This window comes from Telluria sp. PB2R4 (genome assembly GCF_059685695.1).
In genome coordinates this window covers 335,733-357,689 of sequence record NZ_JCASIC010000002.1, presented here as the reverse complement: position 1 = coordinate 357,689, position 21,957 = coordinate 335,733, and the positions used below count along the sequence as shown (strand labels likewise).

General features: G+C 66.9%; 21 protein-coding genes. 12 read left to right on the top strand and 9 right to left on the bottom strand.

The window, feature by feature from the left end; all coding sequences use genetic code 11:
* The first annotated feature begins 47 nt into the window (after nucleotides 1-47).
* Genes yjgA through AC56LU_RS05060 form a run of 3 tightly spaced genes read left to right on the top strand, consistent with a single transcriptional unit; the run spans nucleotide 48 to nucleotide 1,922 of the window.
* Nucleotides 48-650 carry a ribosome biogenesis factor YjgA gene (gene yjgA / locus AC56LU_RS05070; RefSeq protein WP_497174517.1) on the top strand — a complete coding sequence of 201 codons (603 nt, stop codon included), beginning with the start codon at nucleotides 48-50 and terminating at the stop codon, nucleotides 648-650.
* Nucleotides 628-1,242, top strand: a complete 615-nt coding sequence (gene mog / locus AC56LU_RS05065; RefSeq protein ID WP_497174516.1) for a molybdopterin adenylyltransferase — start codon at nucleotides 628-630, stop codon at nucleotides 1,240-1,242. The genes yjgA and mog overlap by 23 nt, the downstream gene beginning before the upstream one ends.
* 11 nt (nucleotides 1,243-1,253) lie before the next feature.
* Nucleotides 1,254-1,922 (top strand): alpha/beta hydrolase, encoded by a 669-nt coding sequence (locus AC56LU_RS05060; RefSeq protein ID WP_497174515.1) that lies wholly within the window; start codon nucleotides 1,254-1,256, stop codon nucleotides 1,920-1,922.
* Between the two features lie 168 nt (nucleotides 1,923-2,090).
* Here the strand turns inward: AC56LU_RS05060 and AC56LU_RS05055 are convergent, their stop codons facing one another.
* Nucleotides 2,091-3,416, bottom strand: coding sequence for an aspartate aminotransferase family protein (locus AC56LU_RS05055; protein WP_497174514.1), 1,326 nt, complete (start codon nucleotides 3,414-3,416; stop codon nucleotides 2,091-2,093).
* A gap of 117 nt (nucleotides 3,417-3,533) precedes the next feature.
* Here AC56LU_RS05055 and AC56LU_RS05050 point away from each other — a divergent pair, with 117 nt between their 5' ends.
* Nucleotides 3,534-4,088, top strand: a complete 555-nt coding sequence (locus tag AC56LU_RS05050; protein ID WP_497174513.1) for a carboxymuconolactone decarboxylase family protein — start codon at nucleotides 3,534-3,536, stop codon at nucleotides 4,086-4,088.
* Between the two features lie 17 nt (nucleotides 4,089-4,105).
* Here AC56LU_RS05050 and AC56LU_RS05045 read toward each other — a convergent pair whose 3' ends face one another.
* The 3 genes from AC56LU_RS05045 to AC56LU_RS05035 are packed head-to-tail and all read right to left on the bottom strand — an operon-like array spanning nucleotide 4,106 to nucleotide 5,913.
* Nucleotides 4,106-4,954, bottom strand: a complete 849-nt coding sequence (locus AC56LU_RS05045) for a fumarylacetoacetate hydrolase family protein (protein ID WP_497174512.1) — start codon at nucleotides 4,952-4,954, stop codon at nucleotides 4,106-4,108.
* Between the two features lie 54 nt (nucleotides 4,955-5,008).
* A complete protein-coding gene (locus tag AC56LU_RS05040) occupies nucleotides 5,009-5,362 on the bottom strand; it encodes a c-type cytochrome (protein ID WP_497174511.1) in 354 nt (117 codons plus the stop codon).
* The gene (locus AC56LU_RS05035) at nucleotides 5,359-5,913 is read right to left on the bottom strand and encodes a c-type cytochrome (protein WP_497174510.1); all 555 of its coding nucleotides are present in this window, start codon (nucleotides 5,911-5,913) and stop codon (nucleotides 5,359-5,361) included. The genes AC56LU_RS05040 and AC56LU_RS05035 overlap by 4 nt, the downstream gene beginning before the upstream one ends.
* Nucleotides 5,914-6,057: 144 nt before the next feature.
* Between AC56LU_RS05035 and AC56LU_RS05030 the strand changes: the two genes are divergently transcribed.
* From AC56LU_RS05030 to AC56LU_RS05015, 4 genes are read left to right on the top strand one after another with little or no spacing between them, the layout of a single operon-like run.
* Nucleotides 6,058-6,402, top strand: coding sequence for a c-type cytochrome (locus AC56LU_RS05030; RefSeq protein ID WP_497174509.1), 345 nt, complete (start codon nucleotides 6,058-6,060; stop codon nucleotides 6,400-6,402).
* Entirely contained in the window at nucleotides 6,399-7,337 is a 939-nt protein-coding gene (locus AC56LU_RS05025; protein ID WP_497174508.1) for a cytochrome c oxidase subunit II, read from the top strand. The genes AC56LU_RS05030 and AC56LU_RS05025 overlap by 4 nt, the downstream gene beginning before the upstream one ends.
* Nucleotides 7,334-9,844 carry a cytochrome c oxidase subunit I gene (gene ctaD, locus AC56LU_RS05020; protein WP_497174507.1) on the top strand — a complete coding sequence of 837 codons (2,511 nt, stop codon included), beginning with the start codon at nucleotides 7,334-7,336 and terminating at the stop codon, nucleotides 9,842-9,844. Before AC56LU_RS05025 ends, ctaD begins: the two co-directional genes overlap by 4 nt.
* A 3-nt stretch (nucleotides 9,845-9,847) precedes the next feature.
* The gene (locus tag AC56LU_RS05015; RefSeq protein WP_497174506.1) at nucleotides 9,848-10,177 is read left to right on the top strand and encodes a hypothetical protein; all 330 of its coding nucleotides are present in this window, start codon (nucleotides 9,848-9,850) and stop codon (nucleotides 10,175-10,177) included.
* Between the two features lie 106 nt (nucleotides 10,178-10,283).
* Here AC56LU_RS05015 and AC56LU_RS05010 read toward each other — a convergent pair whose 3' ends face one another.
* The 4 genes from AC56LU_RS05010 to AC56LU_RS04995 form a co-directional block, all read right to left on the bottom strand.
* On the bottom strand, nucleotides 10,284-11,600 hold the full coding sequence (locus tag AC56LU_RS05010; RefSeq protein ID WP_497174505.1) for a PQQ-dependent sugar dehydrogenase: 1,317 nt from the start codon (nucleotides 11,598-11,600) through the stop codon (nucleotides 10,284-10,286).
* Between the two features lie 85 nt (nucleotides 11,601-11,685).
* Complete coding sequence (locus tag AC56LU_RS05005; protein ID WP_497174504.1) at nucleotides 11,686-12,993, bottom strand: MFS transporter; 1,308 nt, start codon at nucleotides 12,991-12,993, stop codon at nucleotides 11,686-11,688.
* Nucleotides 12,994-13,029: 36 nt separating this feature from the next.
* Entirely contained in the window at nucleotides 13,030-14,427 is a 1,398-nt protein-coding gene (locus AC56LU_RS05000; protein WP_497174503.1) for a KamA family radical SAM protein, read from the bottom strand.
* A gap of 204 nt (nucleotides 14,428-14,631) precedes the next feature.
* Complete coding sequence (locus AC56LU_RS04995) at nucleotides 14,632-16,590, bottom strand: acyltransferase family protein (protein WP_497174502.1); 1,959 nt, start codon at nucleotides 16,588-16,590, stop codon at nucleotides 14,632-14,634.
* Nucleotides 16,591-16,856: 266 nt separating this feature from the next.
* On the opposite strand from AC56LU_RS04995, the gene AC56LU_RS04990 reads away from it, so the two are divergent.
* Nucleotides 16,857-17,324 (top strand): cache domain-containing protein, encoded by a 468-nt coding sequence (locus AC56LU_RS04990; protein ID WP_497174501.1) that lies wholly within the window; start codon nucleotides 16,857-16,859, stop codon nucleotides 17,322-17,324.
* A 47-nt stretch (nucleotides 17,325-17,371) separates the two neighbouring features.
* Nucleotides 17,372-19,102: a methyl-accepting chemotaxis protein gene (locus AC56LU_RS04985; protein WP_497174500.1), complete on the top strand. Its 1,731-nt coding sequence runs from the start codon at nucleotides 17,372-17,374 to the stop codon at nucleotides 19,100-19,102.
* Nucleotides 19,103-19,106: 4 nt separating this feature from the next.
* Here the strand turns inward: AC56LU_RS04985 and AC56LU_RS04980 are convergent, their stop codons facing one another.
* Nucleotides 19,107-19,676, bottom strand: coding sequence for a DNA-3-methyladenine glycosylase (locus AC56LU_RS04980; protein ID WP_497174499.1), 570 nt, complete (start codon nucleotides 19,674-19,676; stop codon nucleotides 19,107-19,109).
* Between the two features lie 154 nt (nucleotides 19,677-19,830).
* Here AC56LU_RS04980 and AC56LU_RS04975 point away from each other — a divergent pair, with 154 nt between their 5' ends.
* Nucleotides 19,831-20,688 (top strand): HDOD domain-containing protein, encoded by an 858-nt coding sequence (locus tag AC56LU_RS04975; RefSeq protein ID WP_497174498.1) that lies wholly within the window; start codon nucleotides 19,831-19,833, stop codon nucleotides 20,686-20,688.
* A 65-nt stretch (nucleotides 20,689-20,753) separates the two neighbouring features.
* Nucleotides 20,754-21,941 (top strand): tetratricopeptide repeat protein, encoded by a 1,188-nt coding sequence (locus AC56LU_RS04970; protein ID WP_497174497.1) that lies wholly within the window; start codon nucleotides 20,754-20,756, stop codon nucleotides 21,939-21,941.
* Nucleotides 21,942-21,957 lie beyond the last annotated feature (16 nt).

The window sequence follows — 21,957 nt, the reverse complement described above, 5'->3', positions numbered from 1 at the left end:
TACAGTTTCCACTGATCGGCTCCCAGCCAATCGGATCTATCTATATCATGCCTAATCCAAACCGCGGCTCCGTCGGCTTCCAGTCCAACGAATTCGAGCAAGAGTACGAACGCCCGTCCAAGTCGGAAGCCAAGCGCCAGTCGAACGAGCTGCAGAAACTCGGCGAACAGCTGGTCGATGCGCCGCGCGACCGCGTCAAGCGCGTCGAGATGCCGGAAGACGTCAAGGAAGCCATCCTGACCTGCCAGAGCATCACCAACCACGAGGGCCGGCGCCGCGCGCTGCAGTTCGTGGGCAAGAAGATGCGCACCCTGGACGAAGAAGAAGTCGCCGTCATCCAGCGCACCATCGACAGCTGGAAGGGCGCCTCGAAAGCCGAAACCGCCGCCCTGCACGCCCTCGAGCGCCGCCGCGAGAAACTCCTGGCCGACGACAAGGCCCTGACCCAGCTCTTGGCCGAAAACCCGGAACTCGACGTGCAGCACCTGCGCACCCTGATCCGCAATGCGCGCAAGGAACAGGCGGAGAACAAGCCGCCCAAGGCCTATCGCGAGATCTTCCAGATCCTGAAAGACCTGGGCAAGAAGCCGAAGCAGGCCAGTGCCGACGACGCGGAAGAAGACGGCGATGACGAGTCCGACGACGAGTGAGCTGATCATCGGCCTGGTGTCGGTCTCGGACCGCGCCAGCGGCGGGGTCTATGAGGACAAGGGCATTCCGGCCTTGAGCGACTGGCTGGCGCAGGCCATCACCACGCCATTTCGGGTTGAAACGCGCCTGATCCCCGACGACCGCGCGACCATCGAACGCACCCTGGCCGAGCTGGTCGACGACGTGCGCTGCCACCTGGTCCTGACTACCGGCGGCACCGGCCCGGCACGCCGCGACGTGACGCCCGAGGCGACGCTGGCAGTCTCTACGAAAGAGATGCCCGGCTTCGGCGAGCAGATGCGCCAGATCAGCCTGCGCTTCGTGCCGACCGCCATCCTGTCGCGCCAGACCGCGGTGATCCGCGAAACCGACGACCACGCGGCCCTGATCATGAACCTGCCGGGCCAGCCGAAGTCGATCAAGGAAACACTCGAAGGCCTGAAGGACGATGCCGGCAATGTGCTGGTCGGCGGCATCTTCGCGGCCCTCCCCTACTGCATCGACCTGATCGGCGGACCCTACATGGAAACCAACCCGCTGGTCAGCAAGACCTTCCGCCCGAAGTCGGCGCTTCGTCCTCCTGCCGCGTAAAGGAAAACCGAATGACCCAACTGCTGGAAAACATCGAGATCGAAACCGCGCCGAATCCGACCGTGGCGGTCATCTGGCTGCACGGCCTGGGCGCCGACGGCAACGACTTCGTCCCGCTCGTGAACGAACTGGACCTCTCCGGCCTGCCCGGCATCCGTTTCGTGTTCCCGCACGCGAAGACCATGCCGGTGACGATCAACAACGGCTACGTGATGCGCGCCTGGTACGACATCAGCAACGCCGACCTGACCCGGCGCGAAGACGAAGGCGGCCTGCGCGCCTCGCAGCGCGACGTGGAAGCGCTGATCGCGCGCGAAAAGGCACGCGGCATCCCGGCCTCGCGCATCATCCTGGCCGGCTTCTCGCAGGGCTGCGCGATGACCCTGCAGACCGGCATGCGCCATCCTGAAAAACTGGCGGGCATGCTGTGCCTGTCGGGCTACCTGCCGCTGGCCGCGGTGGCCGCGCAGGAACGCAGCCAGGAAAGCCTGGGCACACCGGTCTTCATGGCGCACGGCCGCCAGGACGGCGTGGTGCCGTTCGCGCGCGCCCAGCAATCGCACGAGGCTCTCGAGGCGATGGGTTACCAGGTCGAGTGGCACGAGTACATGATGCAGCACTCGCTGTGCCTGGAAGAGGTGCAGGATATCTCCAAGTGGCTGCGCAAGGTGGTGACCTGACGATAGCAACGAATCGTAGGGTGGGCGGCTCTACCCCAACGATACGATCAGTACGTACTCGTGGCGCTGCCCACGCGGCGATAGTTAGAGTATGACCAGCCGCACGGGCGGAATCACCGTGATTTGAACGCGTGGGCAGGAGACCTGCCCACCCTACGGCTCTACTGTCTACTGCTTGAGCGCAGCTTCCACCGCATCCGACAGCCTGGACACGATCTCCGACAAATCCGCCGCCGTCGCAATGAATGGCGGCGCCAGCAGCACATGGTCGCCGACCTGCCCGTCGATCGTCCCGCCCATCGGGTAGACCATCAGCCCGTTCTCCATCGCCTTGGCCTTGATCGCCGCGTGCAGCTTGCGCTCCGGCGCGAACGGCGTCTTGCTGGCGCGGTCGTGCACGAACTCCAGCGCCAGGAACATCCCGCGCCCGCGGATGTCGCCCACGTGCTCGTGGGTGCCGAACACGTCGCCCAGCATGCGCCGCAGCGTGGCGCCGCGGCTGCGCACCCGCGCGAGCAGATCGTCGCGCTCGATCACCTTCTGCACCTCGAGCGCGGCCGAGGCGGCCACCGGATGGCCGATGTAGGTGTGCCCGTGCTGGAACATGCCGCTGCCGTTGCGCAGGCAGTCGACGATGGTCTGGTGCGCCAGCACCGCGCCGATCGGCTGGTAGCCCGCGCCCAGGCCCTTGGCGATCGCGATGATGTCCGGCGCCACGCCGTCCTGCTCGATGGCGTACATGGTGCCGGTGCGGCCCATCCCGCACATGACCTCGTCGGCGATGAACAGGATGCGGTAGCGGTCGCAGATGTCGCGCACGCCCTGGAAGTAGCCAGGGGTCGGGGGGATCGCGCCGCCGGTAGCACCGACCACCGGTTCGGCGACGAAAGCGATGATGTTGCCTGGTCCGGCCTCGAGGATCCGGGTTTCCAGCTCGTCGAGCAGGCCGGCGGTGTAGTCGTCGACGCTCAGGTAGCTTGCGCGGCCGCGGTATTCGTAGCAGGCTGACACCCGCACCGTATCCATCAGCAGCGGCGCAAAGGCCTTGCGGCGCCACTCGTTGCCGCCGACCGCCAGCGCCCCCAGCGTGTTGCCGTGGTAGCTCTGGCGCCGCGCCATGAACAGGTGGCGTTGCGGCTCGCCCGCCTCCACCCAGTACTGGCGCGCCAGCTTGAGGGCCGTCTCCATCGCTTCCGAGCCGCCCGATACCAGGTAGACCCCGCCGATATCCTGCGGCGCGCCCGCAATCAGGCGGTCGGCCAGCTCCTCGGCCGCGTCGGTGGTAAAGAAAGCGGTGTGGGCGTAGGCGCAGCGGTCGATCTGGCGGTGCATGGCGGCGATCACGTCCGGGTGGCCATGGCCCAGCGAGGACACGGCCGCCCCGCCGCTGGCGTCGATGTAGATCCGGCCGGCCTTGTCGCGCATGCGGATGCCGTCGCTCGATACCGCGGTGGGCGGTACCTGGCGCAGGTTGCGGTGGAGGATATGGCTCATTGCGGTTCCCTTCATGGACAGAAGGATTGACGATAAGCGTGTCGCGCGCGGGTTCTTTTGATTTTTAAAGAACGCTGTGCAATTATTTTCCGATTACAACATTCCGTCCCTTCCGCCATGACCGACCGACTCGGACCGATCGCGCTCCAGGACATGACCCCGGCCCAGCGCGCCGCGGCCCAGGCCATCATCGACGGGCCGCGCGGCGCGGTGTACGGGCCCTTCGTGCCGCTGCTACGCAGTCCGGAACTGATGGAGTACGCCCAGCGCATGGGCGAATACCTGCGCTACCGCAGCGCGATCGGGGGGCGGCTGTCGGAGCTGGCGATCCTGGTCACCGCGCGCCAGTGGAACCAGCAGGTCGAATGGGCAATCCACGCACCGATCGCGGCCCAGGTGGGCATCCCGGCCTCGGTCATCCACGCGATCGCCGAGCGGCGCAGGCCGGAGGACATGCTGGTGGACGAAGCGGTGGTGCACGACTTCTGCGTCGCGCTGCACGAGGGGAAGTCGGTTCCGGACCGGCTGTATGCGGATGCCCTGGCGCTGTTCGGCGAGCACGGGGTGGTCGATCTCATGGGGATCAACGGGTACTACACCTTCCTGGCAATGGTGATGAACACGGCCAGGACGGCGGTGCCGGCATCGAGCGCGGAGCCGATGCCGGACTAGGAGCGCGCTCTTGAAGCTTACTTCGGAAACGCCGCCACTTCCTGCTGCTGTTCGCCCAGGCCGGCAATCCCCAGGCGCAGCTTGTCGCCCTTCTTGAGGAAGCGCTGCGGCGAACGTCCCATGCCCACGCCCGGCGGGGTGCCGGTGGTGATGATGTCGCCCGGCTCCAGGGTCATGAAACGCGACACGTAGCTGACGATCTGCGCCACCGTGAAGATCATGTTCGCGGTATTCCCGGTCTGCATGCGCTTGCCGTTCAGTTCCAGGTAGAGGTCGAGGTCCTGCACGTCGACAATCTCGTCGCGGGTTACCAGGAAGGGGCCGACCGGGCCGAAGGTGTCGCAGCCCTTGCCTTTGTCCCACTGCGAGCCCATCTCGAACTGGAAGGCGCGCTCGGACACGTCGTTGACCACGCAGTAGCCGGCCACGAACTTCAGTGCATCGTCTTCGCTGACGTATTGCGCGCGGGTGCCGATCACCACGCCCAGTTCGACTTCCCAGTCGGTCTTCTTCGAGCCCTTCGGCAGCTGGACCGGATCGTCCGGGCCGGACAGGCAGCTGGTCGCCTTGGTAAAGAAGATCGGTTCCGCCGGCACCGTGGCGCCGGTTTCAAGGGCGTGGTCGGCGTAGTTCATGCCGATGCCGATGAACTTGCCGACGCCCTTGACCGGCACCCCCAGGCGCGGGTTGCCGCGAACCAGGGGCAGCATCTTCCAATCCAGCTTTGCCAGCTTGCGCAGGGCCTTGTCGCCAAGCGTGGAGGCGTCGATGTCGTCGATGATCCCGGACAGGTCGCGCAGGCGGCCCTCTTCGTCGAACAGGCCCGGTTTTTCCTTGCCCGGCCGGCCATAGCGTACCAATCTCATTCTTGTATCCCCCCGTGTTGAACAGGCGGCGATGATACCAAGGATCCGAACAGCTTACTTGGTGAGCAGGTAGGCGCTCATGTCGATCGCATCGCGCTCGCTCACGCCCATGTTCGGCATCGCGGTATTCGGGTCCACCGACTGCGGATCGCGGATCCAGCGCACCAGCCCGGCCTGGTCGTTCGGCACCGCGCCGGCCAGCACCTTGCGTCGGGCCATGTCCTCGAGCGGACGGCCGACATACACCTTCGGTCCGGGCACGCCGGGGATCAGGTGGCAAGACTGGCAGGCATATTGCGTCACCGCGAACTTGCCGCGCTCCGGGTCGCCCTGCACGCCCGCCGGCGGGCGCTTGGGCGAGCAGGCCGTCAGCGCCAGGCTCAATGCAACGATCGGCAGCGCCTTCATTCGGCCCCCTTGCTGGCGGCGTCCTGCGCCATCCTGACGCGGAAATCCCGGCTGCTCATGGCCGGCATCACCGTCACGAAGGCCACCACCGCCCAGATCTCGTCGTCGCGCAGATGGTATTCCCAGGCCGGCATGCCGCTCATCTTGATGCCGTTCTTCGTGACCCAGTACAACTCGCGCGGCTCCCAGTGCCGGGCCGCGTCCACCAGCGGACCGGGAACGGGCTGCATGCTCATGCCGATGGTGGACTGCGCCACGCCGGGACCGCCATGGCACTGCAGGCACTTGTCGCGGTAGACCCGGGCGCCCAGCTGCAACTGCTGCTCGCCACCGAGGCGCGGAGCGGCGATGTCTTGTGCGTAATTGCGCACGGCATGCTTCAGGCCCTCATCCAGCACCGTGTACACCAGCGGGAAATGCTGGGCCGTGGCCGCGATGTTGTACCAGCCGCCGTACAGCATCGCAAGACCCGCCGCCCCCGCAGTCAGGCCGGCCGCCAGCAAGGTAAGGACAGCGGTCTTGACGATCAGCCGTTGGCGGTTGGTAAGCATGGGCGGGGTGCGTCCGATTGGATTCGTTAAAAAAAATGCATTATTGTTTGTGTATTATAAAAGCCACTCCACAATTTCTGAATTCCAAGCGTGCGCCCCTGCCCTTCTCACGATTTCGTCCGCAGAACTACCCGACATGCCTGCATGACGCTCGCTTGCGCAATGCTGCTTGGTGGATGCCAGGACGAGCCGCGCTCGATCGTCCCCGGCGGCGACGTGCAGCAGGGCCTGCGCCTGGTGACCCAATACCAGTGCGGCGCCTGCCACACGATTCCCGGGGTGCAGGGCGCCGCCGGCCAGGAAGCCCCGGCGCTCGACCATATCGGCCGCCTGAGCTACATCGCCGGCGGCATCCCCAACCAGCCCGCCAATATGGTGAAGTGGCTGCGCACGCCGCACGCCGTCAAGCCCGGCACCGAGATGCCGCCGATGGGTCTCACGGAACAGGAAGCGCGCCACATGGCCGCCTTCCTGTACACCCTGCGATGAACGGCCTCCAGTCCGTGCTGCACCCGGCCGGGTGGGACGCCGCCATCATCAGCCAGTTCGCCTGGGTCATGTTCGGCGCCGGCGCCCTGATCTTCGCAGCCGTGATGGCGCTCGTGGCCCTGAGCTTGCGGCGCCGGGAGCGACCTGCGCGCGCGCTGCTGTGGATCGGCGGCGGGGGCATCGCCTTTCCGGTCGTGGTCCTGAGCGCGCTGCTGGGCTGGAGCACCTGGCGCAGCGCCCAGTTGGCGCCGCAAACCTCGCACGACGCGCTCGCCATCTCGGTCACCGCCAAGATGTGGTGGTGGGAAGTGCGCTACCGCGATCCGGCGAGCGGACGCGAGATCGTCACCGCCAACGAAATCCACATCCCGACCGGCCGCGCGGTCTACCTCGGCCTGAATTCGGCCGACGTGATCCACAGCCTGTGGGTGCCTGCGCTGGCGGGCAAGCGCGACATGGTGCCGGGCCGGGTCACCGGCCTGAGCCTGCGCGCCGACAAGCCCGGCATCTACCGCGGCCAGTGCGCCGAATTCTGCGGCGCCCAGCATGCGAAGATGGCGCTGAACGTCGTCGCTTTGCCGCCGCAGGAATTCAACGCCTGGCTGGCGCGCCAGGCCCGCCCCGCCCTGCCCCCGAATACCCAGGTGCTGGAACGCGGCCGCGCCGTCTTCCTCGAGCAGCGTTGCCAGGCCTGCCATACGATCCGCGGCGTGGCCGATGGCGTGGCTGAAAGCGCGCGCCTGGGGCCGGACCTGACCCACGTCGGCAGCCGCATGCACATCGGCGCCGGCACCCTGCGCAATCACCGCGGCACCCTGAAAGACTGGATCGCCGATCCGCAGGCGGCCAAGCCCGGCGTCTTCATGCCCGGTTCGCGCGAGCTCGACGACGAGACCCTGCACGCCCTGGCCACCTACCTCGAGCACCTGAAATGACGCAGCTTCCCACGCAGCTTCCCAATGCCTTGCCACGGCCCGAGGGCGAATTCGAGCGCCTCAAGGAAGTCTGGCGCACGCCCACCGGCTGGCGCTTCCTCAAGTCGGTGAACAACACCAGCATCGGCCTGCTCTACATCGGCACCGCGCTGCTGTTCTTCGTCCTGGCCGGCATCCTGGCCCTGGTGATGCGGGTGCAGCTGGCGGTGCCCGACAACACCCTTCTCAGCCCCGGCACCTACAACCAGGTCTTCACCATGCACGGCACGGTGATGATGTTCCTGTTCGCGATTCCGATCGTCGAGGCGATCGCCGTCTACCTGCTGCCCAATATGCTGGGCGCGCGCGACCTGCCCTTCCCGCGCCTGTCCGCCTATGCCTACTGGGCCTACGCCATCGGCGGCCTGGCCTTCTTCTGCACCATTTTTGTGGGCCTGGCGCCGGACGGCGGCTGGTTCATGTACCCGCCCAACACCAGCACCGCCTACTCGCCCGGCCTGAACGCCGACTTCTGGCTGCTGGGGATCGGCTTCATCGAGATCTCGGCGATCGCCGGCGCGGTCGAGCTGATCGTCGGCATCCTGTTCACGCGCGCCCCGGGCATGACGCTGCGCCGCATGCCGGTGTACGCCTGGGCCATGCTGGTGGTGGCGGTGATGATCGTGTTCGCCTTCCCGGCGGTGATCGCCGGGACCGCCCTGCTGGAACTGGAGCGCGCCTTCGACTGGCCCTTCTTCATTGCCGAGCGCGGCGGCGACCCGGTCCTGTGGCAGCACCTGTTCTGGTTCTTCGGCCACCCCGAGGTCTACATCATCTTCCTGCCGGCCGCCGGCATGGTCTCGACCATGATCCCGACCATCGCCGCCTCTCCGCTGGTGGGCCGGCGCGCCATCATCGTGGCCCTGGTCGGCGTCGGCTTCTTCAGCTTCGGGTTGTGGGCGCACCACATGTTCACGGCCGGCCTGGGCGTGCTCGAGATGAGCTTCATCTCGGCGGCCAGCATGGCGGTGGCGATCCCGACCGGCATCCAGGTGTTCGCCTGGATCGCCACGCTGTGGAACGGGCGCGTGCAGATGAACTCCCCGGCGCTGTTCCTGATGGGCTTCATGTTCATCTTCGTGCTGGGCGGCCTGACCGGCGTGATGGTGGCCGTGATCCCGTTCGACTGGCAGGTGCACGATACCTATTTCATCGTGGCCCACCTGCACTACGTCTTGATCGGCGGAATGGTGTTCCCGGTGTTCGCGGCGATGTATTACTGGCTGCCGCTGGTCAAGGGCCAGCGCATGTCCGAGCGCGTCGCGCGCTGGGTGTTCTGGCTGATGTTCGGCGGTTTCAATCTCGCTTTCTTCCCGATGCACATCACGGGGCTGGTCGGCATGCCGCGCCGGGTCTACACCTACGATGCGCAGATGGGCTGGGACTTCCTGAACATGCTGTCCACCGTCGGCGCTTTCATCTTCGCCTTCGGCGTGCTGCTGTTCATCGTCGACGCCGTGCGCACCCTGCGCCGCCCCGAGAAGGAAGTCGGCAATCCATGGAATGCAGCTACCCTGGAGTGGCTCCCCTCGGAATCCTACGGCAACCGCAGCATCCCGCGCATCAGCTCCACCAACCCGCTGTGGGACCAGCCGACCCTGTCCGACGAGGTCGAGCGCGGCCAGCACTACCTGCCCGGCACCGCCACCGGCCTGCGCGAGACCATCGCCACCAGCCCGGTGGCAGCCGAGCCGCGCTACCTGATGGTGCTGCCGGGCGACAGCTGGCTGCCGGTGATCGCGGCCCTCGGCACCGCCGGCTTCTTCCTGCTGCTGACGATCAAGGCCTTGCTGCTGGCCTGGATCTTCGGCTTCATGGCAGTGGCGGGCACCATCGCCTGGCTGTGGGAGTCGGACCGCAAGCCGCCCATCCGCGAGGCGCGCGTGGCCGACGACCTGGTGCTGCCGGTGAATGCCAAGACCACGGCCTCGCAGTCATGGTGGGGCACGATGGTGATGCTGGTGGTCGACGCCTGCATCTTCGCTTCCTTCGGCTTTGCCTACATCCACGCGTCGATGCGGCTGCAGGTCTGCCCGCCGCCCGGCGCCGCGCTGCCCGCGCTGCCCTGGCAGTTCGCCTCGGGCGGCCTGCTGCTGGCGAGTTCGGCGCTGATGCTGCTGGCGGTACGCGCGCTCGGCAAGCGCCGCCTGCCCTGGCTGGTGCTGGCGGCGCTGGCATGCACCGCGGCCTCCTTCATGCTCGACCTGCGTGGCCACCAGTACGCGGGCCTCGACCCGACCGCCAGCGCCTGGGCTGCCGGAATCGGCGCGCTGCTCAGCTTCCAGGGGCTGCACGTGGTGGTGCTGGCACTCGCCGGCCCCTACCTGTGCCTGCGCGTCTGGCGCGGCCACCTGGGAGAGCACAGCCGCGCAACGCTCGACAACGTCGCCCTGCTGTGGCACTACACGACGCTGCAGGGCATCGCCGGCATGGCGCTGATCCAGATCCTCCCGCTGCTGATGGAGTAAGCCATGCACGAACACTTCTTCAGACAGCTCGCGCGCGGTACCCTGCCCCTGCTGGTGTGGGCCGCGCACTTCATCTTCTGCTACCTGCTGGCGGCGGCGCAGTGCACCCCGGCGGCGATGCGCGCGGGCGGACCGGACCGGCTGCTGCTGGGCGTGGCCACTGCGGCGGCGCTGGCGGTGTGTGCCTGGCTGGCGTGGCGCGAACGCGGCATCCTGCGCGATCCGCAGGGTGCGGGGCTGCTGGACTGGGCGGCGGCACTGGGGGCCGTGCTGGCGTTCGTGGCGATTGTGTGGACCGGGCTGCCGATCCTGCTTGTTGCAGGGTGTTCGTAGGGTGGGCAGGTCTCCTGCCCACGCGTTCAAATCACGCTTGAATACTCGCTCCGTGGCTTTAATACGCTCGTTGCACGCGTGGGCGGCATAGCCGCCCACGCTACGACTAAGGGCTTGCTGGCGTAATCCGCCAGATCACGTTGCCGACATCGTCCGCCACCAGGATCGCCCCCTTCCCGTCCATTGCGACGCCCACCGGACGGCCCTGCGCATTGCCATCCTTGTCGAGAAATCCGGTAAGCAGCTCCACCGGCTTCCCGGCCGGCTTGCCCTCCTTGAACGGCACATGGACCACGTTGTAGCCCGACAGCGGCTTGCGGTTCCAGGAGCCGTGCTGGCCGATGATGGCGCCGTTCGCGAACTGCGGCAGCAGCGTGCCGGTATAGAAGGCCAGGCCCAGCGCCGCGACGTGGGCGCCGAGCGCATAGTCGGGCACGATGGCCTTGGCGACCAGGTCCGGGCGCGGCGGCTTGACCCGCTCGTCCACGTGCCGGCCGTACCAGCTGTAGGGCCAGCCATAGAAGCCGCCGTCCTTCACCGAGGTCAGGTAGTCCGGCACCAGGTCGCTGCCGATCTCGTCGCGTTCGTTCACCACCGTCCACAACACCCCGGTGCCAGGGTGCCAGGCCAGTCCGTTCGGGTTGCGCAGGCCGGTGGCGAAGGGGCGTGTCTTGCCGGTGGCGATATCCACTTCGAGAATGGCGGCGCGGTCGACTTCCTGGTCGATGCCGTTCTCGGCAACGTTGCTGTTGGAGCCCGAAGTGGCGTACAGCTTGCGCCCATCCTGGCTGGCGATGATGTTCTTGGTCCAGTGGTGGTTCAGCGGCCCGCCCGGCAGCGGCGCCACCGGCTGGGCCGCCGCCGTGATCGCGGTGTCGCCCTCGCGGTAGGGGAAACGCACGATGCCGTCGGTGTTCGCCACATACAGCATGTCGCCGACCAGCGCCATGCCGAAGGGCGAGTTCAGGCCCTTCAGGAACACCTTCTTCACTTCGGCGACGCCGTCGCCGTCCGCGTCGCGCAGCAGCGTGATGCGGTTCGCGCTCGGAACCCCCGCTCCCGCTTTTTCCTGCACTTTCTTCTGGATGTAGGCCTTGATGCCTTTCTTGGCCCGGCGTTCCGGGGCATTGCTTTCGGCGACCAGCACGTCGCCGTTGGGCAGCACGTGGAGCCAACGCGGATGGTCGAGGCCCGTGGCATAGGCATGCACCGCCAGGCCCGCCGCCGCGGCCGGCCTGGCGCCCTGCGCCCAGCCCTTGGCTGGGGCGATATCCACGGTCGGGATCAGGGATTTGACCGGCGATGCCAGGGTCGGCCGCGGACCGACGTCGGCGCCGGGAGACAGCGTGGATCGGTCGCCGCAGGCGGCAAGCAGCAACAGCACGACGCCGCCGGACAAGCGGGGCAGGATGTGGGCGCGCATGGTTTCCCTCTGTAGGCACGGACAGGCGAATACCGGCTAATCTAGCATACCGCGCCGTCCGCTATTGCAGGGAAGAGAACCGGCGTCAGGTGGGCACCGCCTCGACCGCGTCTTCCTCGCCGGCCTGGCTGGCCTTGGCGGCCGCCGCCGCTGCCTGGCGCCGCCGCACGAAGCCGACCAGTCCGGGCAGCTGCACCAGCACCAGCACGGCGAAGGCCACGCGGTAGGCCAGGACCGGCACCTGTCCCGCATCGTCCAGCGGCCACAGTCCGACCATCAGGCCGAAGCCCGCCTGCACCACGAAGGCGCCGATGAAGATCAACAGGTTCAGGCAGGTCGCCGCGCGGCCAGTCAGTTCGCGCGGCATCGACTGCGCGATGATGGCGTACTCGATCCCCGTGATCGTCCCGACCAGCGTGAACAGCACCGACAGCAGCTGGAAGCTCGGCTCGTAGCTGACCACGAAGGCGGCCTGCACCAGCAGGAACAGCGCGATGCCGGCGGCGGCGACGTCGAGCGGAGCGATGCCGCGCCGTCCCGCCCACTCGGTGATCATGCCCACCGCGATGGCGCCGAAGATCACCGCGGCCATGCCCAGGTAGAGCAGGTAGGCGACGGCGTCGTCGGGAAAGCGCGCGACATCCGACAGCCAGCGTCCGACCCACAAACCCTGGATGCCGAAGAACACCGCATGCGGGATCAGCACCAGCGAAGCTGTGGTGCGGAACACCGGCGCCCGGAACACGTCGCGCAGCGCCTGGCCCAGCGGGCCGCGCCTGGGCACCGGAGCGCTTTTGCCATCGCCTTCGCGCGGGTACAGCAGCGCGATCAAAAGGCCCGAGCAGGCGGTGAGCGCCGCCAGGATGGCGAACAGTCCGCGCCAGTCGGTGTAGTCGAGCACCAGGCGCACCGGCATGGTGGCGCTGGCGGCGCCCAGTCCCCCCACCGCGATCAGGTAGCCGTGCACCGAAGGCAGCTTGCTCGGCGCGATCCAGGTGGAGACCGCCTTGACCGCCGCCATGAAGCAGCCGCCCAGGCCCAGGCCCATCACGGCGCGCGCCACCACCAGCTGCCCGAAACCGCTGCTGCGCGAGAACAGCAGCGCGCCGAGGGCCCCGACCAGCATCATCACCAACTGCACCTTGCGCGGCCCCCAGCGGTCGAGCGCGATCCCGACCGGCAGCTGGACCAGCGCGAACGCGAAGAAGAAGGCGCTGGTGAGCAGTCCCAGTTCACCCGGTGTGAGCGCGAGCGCGCCCATCAGGTCCGGGGCCAGCACCGCGTTCACGTTGCGCAGCAGCGTCGACAGGTAGTGCCCCAGCGCGAACGGCAGGAACACGTAGAAAAAAACCGCCACGCCGGACAGGCGTGGCGCGGTGGTGGCGTCCTGCATGGCCAGCTCCGGTGCTCGGGAAGGTCCGGGGCCGCTTCAGGCCGCGTCCTGGGCCGTGTTGGCGCGCAGCTGAGATGCCGGCACCAGGGGGATGACGCGCCCGCCGGGTCCCCGCAACGGACCGCCGCTCTCCTGTTCGAAGAAGAACTTGTCGCGCCCGAAGGCCGGCTTGAGGTGGTCGAGCCAGGTCGCGCTGGCGTCGTACTTGGCGAAGAACGGACGGCGCACCCATTCCGGATTACGGGCCTGCAGGAACTGCAGCGCGAACAGCTTTTCGCCGTTGATCGTGACCACGCCGTCGATCACCACCTTGCCCGGGAAGGCGCTCATCGAGGGGCCGCGCACGGTGCGCGACAGACCCGACACCATCGAATAGGCTTCCTGGAAGATCTGGTGTGCGCGCGCCAGCGGCAGCGAGAAGTAGTCGCGCGGGCCGGTGTCGCGCTCGACGAACATGTAGTACGGGATGGCGCCCAGGCGCACGCCGGTGGTCCACAGCTCGGCCCAGCTCTTCGGGTCTTCGTTGATGTGGCGGATCAGCGGACCCTGCATGCGCAGCGTGGCGCCGGTGCCGACGATGCGCTTGACGGCCTGCTGGGCAATCGGATGGCGCAGCTCCACCGCGTGATTGTAGTGGCCCATGATCGCGAGGTTCTTGCCCGACCTGACCACCTTCTCGAACAGGCGCATCAGGTCGTCGCTGTCCTTGTCCGACACGAAGCGCTGCGGCCAGTAGGCCACCGACTTGGTGCCGATGCGGATATTCTGGATGTGGGCCAGGCTCGGCTGCAGCAGCGGCTCGAGGAATTCGGCCAGCGAACGGGTATTCATGATCATCGGGTCGCCACCGGTGATCAGGACGTCGGTCACGTCCGGGTGGGTCTCGAGGTAGGACACCAGCTCGCCGCACTCGCGGGCATCGAACTTCATGTCGTCCATGCCGACGAACTGCGGCCAGCGGAAGCAGAAGGTGCAGTAAGCGTGGCAGGTCTGGCCCGAGCTGGGAAAGAACAGCACGGTTTCCTTGTACTTGTGCTGCAGGCCCTTGAGCGGCGCATCGTTCACGCGCGGGACGTTGTGGGTCATCTGGCCGGCCGGGTGCGGATTCATGCGCATCCGGATGCCGTGCACCAGCCTGGCGATGGCCGCCTCGTCCTTCTTGTACAGCACCAGGTCGCGCAGCTGTTCGTACTCGTTCGAAGGCAGCATGTCGCGGTGCGGGAAGGTGAGCCGGTAGATCGGATCGTCCGGCACCTTGTCCCAGTCGATCAGCTCCTCCAGTACATAAGCGTTCACGCGGAACGGCAGCACATGGGACACCACCTGCACCGCTTCCTGCAGCTCCGGCGTAAGCCATTGCCACTGGCGCGCGGTGTGAATACTCTGCCGGGTATAGGGCTTGAACTTGGAGGGCGTCGATTCGGTCGTGGTCACGGAAGTTCTCCAGGAAACGAGGGATGAAAGAACCGGCTGAGGAAAAGCGTTGCCGGGAAGAATTCATCTTACGTTGCGGAAATTATGGAGAGTTGCCGTCAATCAATCAGAAAGGTCCTATCGGGGGAGGTAAAACAAGGAGAGCACAGAACGGGACAAATACTGGACAGGTCGGCCTGGAACGCAGTGTCCAGGCCGTTTCTGTCATTGGCGCGGCGTGCGCCGGCGCATCCATTCGGCGAAGTGCCTGCCGACCAGCAGGTCGCCGTCATAACTGAGGTGGTTGGTGTCGCGGTACATCAGGCGCCCGTCGATCATGGCGCGGCAGCTGCTGTCGTCGCACAGGGCGGCGGACGCATCGAACCAGGCGGCCTGCGGGAACTCCCGGGCGAACCCGCCCAGGATCTCGCGGTGCTGCACGACTTGCTGCTCCCACTCGGCGCGCGTGATCGCGCACGGCACCCGGGTGGCCGACGAGGCCACGCCGGCGCGCTTGATGCACGAACGCGGGTCGAAGCTGATGATCGGCACGTCGTTCATGAAGATCACCTGTTTGCCGGCGGCGCTGAAGCGGCGGAAGGTTTCGCGCGCCGCATCCACCCAGACGCGGTGCTCGGGCGCGCTGCCGAAGCGCAGGTGGGTCGAGAACACCACGGTCTTCACCGAGGGCATGCCGAGCGCCAGTTCCAGCATCGGCTGGGTCGCCTGCTGGTAGGGATCGCCCTGCGGGTCGAGTCCCCAGTAGGGATGGCGGGTGCCCAGCATCAGGAGGTTCTCGCCGACGCTGCTGTAGTACTTCGTCAGGCCGGCGACGACGTGGTAGGCGTGGCTGTCGCCCAGCAGCACCACGGTCGGGTCCTTCGCCACGTCGGCCTGCAGGCAGTACTCGTAGTTCGAATCGAAGCCGTAACGTTTCTTGCAGGCCTCGGCGTTGGCCTTGTCCTCGACCAGCACCAGTGCCTTGTGGTTGGCCAGGTTGTCCTGGACCGGCTTGCGGGTCGGCAGGCCGTCGTTCAGGTAGATATAGCCGGCGACCGCGGCGGTGCCGATCATCAGCGCGCACAGCGCTGCGACCTTGCCGCGCCCGCTGCCGCCGCGCAGGGGGCGTTCCACCACCCGGTAGGTCAGCCAGGCCAGCAGCAGCGCCAGCAGCAGCGCCCCGGCGCGGATCGCGGGCGCCGGCTCGCGCGACTCGATGATCTGGGCGAAGGACAGCAGCGGCCAGTGCCACAGGTAGAGCGGATAGCTGACCAGCCCGATCCAGACCATGAGGCGGTTCGACAGCAGCACGCGGTTGAACCAGGCCTGCGGTCCGGCGCCAATCAAGAGAACGGCGCCCAGCGCCGGCATCAGTGCGAACCAGCCGGGGAACTGGTCCTTGCGCGTGATCAGCGCCAGCCCGGCCGCCAGCAGGGCCGCGCCGCTCCAGGCCAGCAGGTTGGGCGATACCCGCGCAAGCCGGCTTGCGGAAACGGCAGGACGTGCATGCAGGCAGGCCAGGCCGGCGCCCAGCAGCAGCTCCCAGGCTCGGCTGGCCGGGGAATAGAAGGTGGCGCTCGGATGATCGGCGATGCCGCCGATGTTGAGCGCGAACGAGGCCAGCGCCAGCACGGCCGCCACCACGAACAGCCTGGCCTTCAAGCGCCAGCCCAGCAGCAGGATCACCGGCCACAGGATATAGAACTGTTCTTCGATACCGAGCGACCACAGGTGCAGCAGCGGCTTGGTGTCGGCCGCGGTGTCGAAGTAGCCCACCTGGGCCCAGTAGAAGAAGTTGGCGGCGAAGCCGGCGCCGCCGACGACGTGCTTGCCGAGCTGCTCGTATTCATCGGGGAACAGCGCCAGCCAGCCGAAGGCCAGGCAGGATCCCAGCACCAGCAGCAGCGCCGGGAAGATGCGCCGCACGCGGCGCGCATAGAAGCCGGCGAAGCTGAAGCTGCCGGCGTCAAGCTCGCGCAGGAGGATGCTGGTGATCAGGAAACCGGAAATGACGAAGAAGACGTCGACGCCGATGAAGCCGCCCCGCAGCACGGACGGGAAGGCATGGAACAGCAGCACCGACAGCACGGCGACGGCGCGCAGGCCGTCGATATCGCGCCGGTAGGCCAGGTGGGCCGGCGCCGGCGACTGCTCCTTGAAGTGAACTTGTTTCTCTAGTTTCATGCCGGCCAGTCAACAAAGCTGACGATTTTACATGAGTACGTTGCACCGAAACAATGATTTCATTTCGAAACAACAGCTGGTCCCGCATTGCATGCGCTGTGCATTGCGAACGCACTGTCAGCATCTGCTGACACCAATGCGCAACGTTCCTAGCGCGCTGCGTAATGCGATTGCGCCACCGCAATCCGCCTCTTCTCCACCCCCGGTACATTTGCCAATGCACTTTAGCAATATTGGTCTCAGAACATTCCACTCAAGGAGTCAACATGAAATTGTTTGCCAAACTGTCCAGCACCGTGGCCGCCCTGTGCCTCGCCATCGCCGCCGCCCCTGCCCTGGCCAATGGCCCGACCGAGAAGGACGCCATCGCGATGGTCGAGCGCGGCGTTGCCCTGGTCAAGGCCAAGGGCAAGGACGAAATGATGAAGAAGATTAATGCCAAGGATGCGGAATACGTCCAGGGCGAGCTGTACATGGACATTCGCGACCTGAAGACCGGGATCGTGCTGGCGCACCCGTACAACCCTTCGATCGTCGGCAAGGACCTGACCGACGTGCCGGATGCGAACGGCAAGAAGTACCGCCGCGAGATCATCGAACTGGCCGCCGCCAAGGGCAAGGGCTGGGTCGACTACCAGTACAAGAACCCGACCAGCGGCAAGATCGAGCCGAAAACCACCTTCATCCAGCGGGTGGACGACGTGGTGCTCGAAGTCGGCATCTACAAGAAGTGATCTGAAAGAAGTGATCTGAAAACCTTCGTCCACGCCCGGAGTCAAGCATGCTGAATAAACTGCGGATCGGCCCGAAACTCCTGCTTGCCCCGGGCCTGGTGCTGGTGCTCTTGATGATGCTGTCGGCCGCCGCCTATTACGGCATGGTGCGCCAGAACGCCTCGCTCGAACACATGGTGCAGGTGCGCGCCGCGCGCCTGCAGGCAGTGGCCGACGTGGCGGGCGAAGCGCGCTTTGCACACGCCAACATCTACCAGCTGCTGGCCTGGGTGAACGGCAGCTTCGCCCAGAACCGCCTGGCCGCGCTGACCGCCGACATCAACAAGAAGCATGTGGCGATCGGCACCAGGCTGGGCGACCTGTTGAAAGGGGCCGCAGCGGGCGAACGCACGCCGATCGAGCATTCGCTGGCGGCGCTGGCGAGCTATCGCAAGATGGTCGCCGAGACCATCGAGCTGGCCCAGGTCGACCAGTCGATCGCCACCAACTCGATGCAGAAGGCCGAGAAGCAGTTCGTCGCCCTCGACGCCGGGCTGCAGAACCTGGCGGCGCTGGAGAAGAAGCTGAGCGTGGAAGCGCATGCCGCCGCCAAGGCCGAGTTCCGCACGCTCGGCATCACCATGGCCGGCCTGGTGCTGCTGTCGATCGCCCTGTCGCTGGTGGTGACGATGCTGGTGCGGCGCGCCATGCTGGCGGACATCCACTCGATCGCCACGGTGGTGAACGACCTGGCCGAAGGCCGCCTGCGCCAGTCCGGCACGCCTGGCAACGGGCGCGACGAAATCGCCGACACCTCGCGCGCGCTCGATCACTCCATCTCGCGCCTGAACGGCGCGCTGCACAGCATCCTGCATTCGGTGCATTCGATCGACACCGCCTCGAAGGAGATCGCCAGCGGCAACCTGGACCTGTCGACCCGCACCGAGCTGCAGGCCGGCTCGCTCGAACAGACCGCCAGCACCATGGAAGAGCTGACCACGGCGGTGAAGGAAAACGCGAACAACGCGCGGCTGGCGTCCAGCCTCGCGGCCGAGGCCCAGCAGCTGGCCTCGAACGGCGGCCAGGCGGTCGGCCGCGCGGTGGCCACCATGGAATCGATCCAGGCCAGCTCGCGCAAGATCGTCGAGATCACCAGCGTCATCGACGGCATCTCGTTCCAGACCAACCTGCTGGCCCTGAATGCGGCGGTGGAAGCGGCGCGCGCCGGCGAGCAGGGGCGTGGCTTCGCGGTGGTGGCAGCCGAGGTGCGCACGCTGGCCCAGCGCTCGGCGGCGGCGGCGCGCGAGATCAAGGGCCTGATCGCCGACTCGGTCAAGATCATCGAGGATGGCAGCGCCTCGGTCAGCGAAGCCGGCGCCAGCATGGGCGACATCAATGCCTCGGTGCGCCAGGTGAACGACATCATCGGCCGCATCAGCATCGCCAGCACCGAACAGGCCGACGGCATCGCCGAAGTCAACAAGGCGGTCGGCCAGATGGACGGCATGACCCAGCAGAACGCGGCGCTGGTGGAACAGGCCGCGGCCGCGGCGGAAAGCCTGCACGAGCAGACCGTCAACCTGGCCAAGGCGGTCGCGATCTTCAAGTTCGACGGCAGCGAGGCTGCGGACCTCGAGAGCGTGCAGGCCGAAGAAGACATCGACTGCGAAGGCGACGAGGGCTTCCATGGCCTGCAGGAGCGGCGCGGGGCCGGCAGCGCGATGCGCGGGCGCCCGGTGGCGGCCCTGCCGGCAGCTGCCGCCAAAGGCACTCAGCCCCAGCGCAGCCGGCGCGCCTGACGCCTCAGCGGAACGGCCGGCTGAAGTAACGCGAACCGGCCAAGCCGAAGCGCCACGGCACGTCCATCGCCTTCGAGATGCCGATGCGCGGCCCGGCCACGATTTCCAGTCCCGGCGCGCCCGGCAGCAGTTCGAACGGCGCCTCGGACAGGGCCGTGCCGTTGAGGGCGCGGGTCACGCCCAGGGCCTGGCACAGCTTGCCCGGGCCGGAACACAGCAGCCACTCGTCATCCGCATCGCGGCGCAGACGCATGGTATCCAGGCCGGCGACCGGCTCCAGCGCCCGGATCAGCACACCTGCGCCATGCCCTTCTTCGCGGCACACGAAATTCAGGCACCAGTGGATGCCGTAGGAGCGGTAGACATAGGCATGGGCGGGCGGGCCGAACATCGCCGCGTTGCGCTCGGTGGGACCGGAAAAGGCGTGCGAGGCCGGGTCTTCGCGGTCGTAGGCTTCGGTCTCGACGATCCTGCCGCCGACCCCGTCCACCAGCACGGTCACGCCGATCAGCTGGCGCGCGACACGCTCCGCCGGCTGGGAAAAGTCGATTCCTGCTATTGTCGAAATGGCCATGCGCGGATTCTAACCCGGCCGCATTTTCGCTGTCGCGTTGGTGTTGTGACACAAAATAGTGTTTGATAGATAAGGCTTGCACATTGCTTTGCTGCAATAAAATCAGGCCTGGGGTATAGTGCAATCCGTCCTCCCCGTCTGCCCGCCCGCCCCCATGAATACCGTCGCCGATCCCGTCCCGCAACTCGACCAGGTCGATGCCCTGATCAAGTCGATCCGCATCCCGCCCCGGCCGAGCCTGCTCGCTGACATGCAGCGCGAACTGTCCTCGGAAGACCCTTCTCCGGAAGCGATCGGCAGGATCGTGGCGAGCGACGTCGGCATGTCGGGAGCCTTGCTCAAGCTGGCCAATTCGGCGGTTTATGGCGGCCGCCGCAAGGCCAAGTCGATCGAGCAGGCCATCTTGTTCCTGGGCATTAACCAGGTCGCCGCCCTGATGACCGGCCTGCTGGCGCGCCAGGCGATTCCCGCCAACAGCGCCGCACTGGCCAGCTTCTGGGATATCAGTACCCGGCGCGCACAAGCCATGGTGTTCCTGTCGCGCCGCCTGCGCATCGGCGAGGCGGACGTGGCCCACACCTTCGGGCTGTTCTGCGACACCGGCGTACCGCTGCTGATGGAGCGCTTCCCCGATTACGCCGCCACCTACGCCGCCGCGTCGCTCGACGCCGGGCGGCCGTTCACCGCGCTGGAGGACGAGCGCCACGCGACCTCCCACGCCGCGCTCGGCTGCCTGCTGGCGCGCAACTGGGGCCTGTCGGCCGACGTCGGCTGGGCCATCCTGCACCACCACGATTTCGCCGTGCTCGACGACGCCGCGAGCGCCGGCGCGGTGCGCTCGCTGGTCGCCCTGTCGGTGCTGGCCGAGAGCGCGATCTGCCGCTACCAGGGCCATGCCGAGTCGCTCGAGTGGAACAAGGGCGGCGCCGCAGCCTGCGCCTACCTGGGACTGTCCGACGAGGAAACGGGCGAGCTGCTGGACGAACTGGTGGACGCCTTCCACGAAGAGTAAGTACATATCTTTACATCACTCCTGCACAGGCAGATACTGCCTGTAAGTATTCCGGGGAGTGAGTCATGAAGATTATCGCCATCCTGCTGTCGCTGTCCCTGTCCCTGCTGGCCGGCTGCGCCAGCGTGCAGCCGCCCGCCGCACCCCTCCCTCCCTTCGCCGATGCGCGCTTCGCGCCGCCGGCCGAACCGGTCGGTGCCGGCGACCTATTCGCCCTCAGTCCGGCAATGCGCAGCTACCTGAACAGCCAGTCCTTCAACCGGCACTTGCGCCAGAGCGGCCACCGCCGCGGCCTGGTCGATGCGCTGTACAGCAAGACCGACCTGCAACTCGAATACGAATCCTCGAAGACCCGCACCGCCGCCGAGACCTTCGCCGACCGCACCGGCAACTGTCTCTCGCTGGTGATCATGACCGCGGCCTTTGCAAAAGAACTGAAGATGCCGGTGCGCTTCCGCAGCGTCGACGTGGGCAATGCCTGGAGCCGCAAGGCCGGCCTGTACCTGGGCAGCGCCCACGTCAACATCGCGGTCGGCGAGGCCGCGGACAGCGGCGTCCTTGGCAATCATGGCGGCAGCGGCCTGGGCGAATTCCTGATCGTCGACTTCATCCCGCAAGACGAAGCCGCCCGCCTGCGCGCGCGCGACCTGGACGAAGACGACATCGTCGCGCTCTACATGAACAACCGCGCGGCCGAAATGCTGGTGCAGGACCGCATCGACGACGCCTACTGGTGGGCGCGCGCAGCGGTGGCCAAGCGTCCAGGCCTGATACCGGCGCTCAACACCCTGGCCGTGATCTACGACCGGCACGGCGAACTGGCGCTGGCCGAACAGACCTACCGCGCGGCGCTGCAGCGCGAGCCCGAAAACGTCATGGTCATGCGCAACCTGCAGCCGGTGCTGGCCACGCTGGGCAAACATGCCGAGGCCTCGGCGCTGGCACAGCGCATCGCCGGCATCGAACCCTTCCCGCCCTACCACCACTTCGACCAGGGCATGCTGGCCCTGCGCGCGGGCGACTTCGACAAGGCGAGGGCCCTGTTCGCGCGCGAGCTCAAGCGCGCGCCCTACAACGACGAGTTCCTGTTCTGGCACGGCGTGGCCCACCTGCGGCTAGGCGACCTCAAGCATGCGCGCGATCAGATCGCCAAAGCGGTCGACAACAGCACGCGGCAGGACATGCGGCAGCTGTATTCGGCCAAGCTGGCGCAGTTGAGGCGGGTGAGCGCGACGGGGGCGCAACTCCGTTGACGCCCGACTGGAGTAT

Coding starts and splice junctions, on each gene's coding strand:
- yjgA (WP_497174517.1), top strand. CDS start 48: ATGCCTAATCCAAACCGCGGCTCCGTCGGCTTCCAGTCCAACGAATTC.
- mog (WP_497174516.1), top strand. CDS start 628: ATGACGAGTCCGACGACGAGTGAGCTGATCATCGGCCTGGTGTCGGTC.
- AC56LU_RS05060 (WP_497174515.1), top strand. CDS start 1,254: ATGACCCAACTGCTGGAAAACATCGAGATCGAAACCGCGCCGAATCCG.
- AC56LU_RS05055 (WP_497174514.1), bottom strand. CDS start 3,416: ATGAGCCATATCCTCCACCGCAACCTGCGCCAGGTACCGCCCACCGCG.
- AC56LU_RS05050 (WP_497174513.1), top strand. CDS start 3,534: ATGACCGACCGACTCGGACCGATCGCGCTCCAGGACATGACCCCGGCC.
- AC56LU_RS05045 (WP_497174512.1), bottom strand. CDS start 4,954: ATGAGATTGGTACGCTATGGCCGGCCGGGCAAGGAAAAACCGGGCCTG.
- AC56LU_RS05040 (WP_497174511.1), bottom strand. CDS start 5,362: ATGAAGGCGCTGCCGATCGTTGCATTGAGCCTGGCGCTGACGGCCTGC.
- AC56LU_RS05035 (WP_497174510.1), bottom strand. CDS start 5,913: ATGCTTACCAACCGCCAACGGCTGATCGTCAAGACCGCTGTCCTTACC.
- AC56LU_RS05030 (WP_497174509.1), top strand. CDS start 6,058: ATGACGCTCGCTTGCGCAATGCTGCTTGGTGGATGCCAGGACGAGCCG.
- AC56LU_RS05025 (WP_497174508.1), top strand. CDS start 6,399: ATGAACGGCCTCCAGTCCGTGCTGCACCCGGCCGGGTGGGACGCCGCC.
- ctaD (WP_497174507.1), top strand. CDS start 7,334: ATGACGCAGCTTCCCACGCAGCTTCCCAATGCCTTGCCACGGCCCGAG.
- AC56LU_RS05015 (WP_497174506.1), top strand. CDS start 9,848: ATGCACGAACACTTCTTCAGACAGCTCGCGCGCGGTACCCTGCCCCTG.
- AC56LU_RS05010 (WP_497174505.1), bottom strand. CDS start 11,600: ATGCGCGCCCACATCCTGCCCCGCTTGTCCGGCGGCGTCGTGCTGTTG.
- AC56LU_RS05005 (WP_497174504.1), bottom strand. CDS start 12,993: ATGCAGGACGCCACCACCGCGCCACGCCTGTCCGGCGTGGCGGTTTTT.
- AC56LU_RS04995 (WP_497174502.1), bottom strand. CDS start 16,590: ATGAAACTAGAGAAACAAGTTCACTTCAAGGAGCAGTCGCCGGCGCCG.
- AC56LU_RS04990 (WP_497174501.1), top strand. CDS start 16,857: ATGAAATTGTTTGCCAAACTGTCCAGCACCGTGGCCGCCCTGTGCCTC.
- AC56LU_RS04985 (WP_497174500.1), top strand. CDS start 17,372: ATGCTGAATAAACTGCGGATCGGCCCGAAACTCCTGCTTGCCCCGGGC.
- AC56LU_RS04980 (WP_497174499.1), bottom strand. CDS start 19,676: ATGGCCATTTCGACAATAGCAGGAATCGACTTTTCCCAGCCGGCGGAG.
- AC56LU_RS04975 (WP_497174498.1), top strand. CDS start 19,831: ATGAATACCGTCGCCGATCCCGTCCCGCAACTCGACCAGGTCGATGCC.
- AC56LU_RS04970 (WP_497174497.1), top strand. CDS start 20,754: ATGAAGATTATCGCCATCCTGCTGTCGCTGTCCCTGTCCCTGCTGGCC.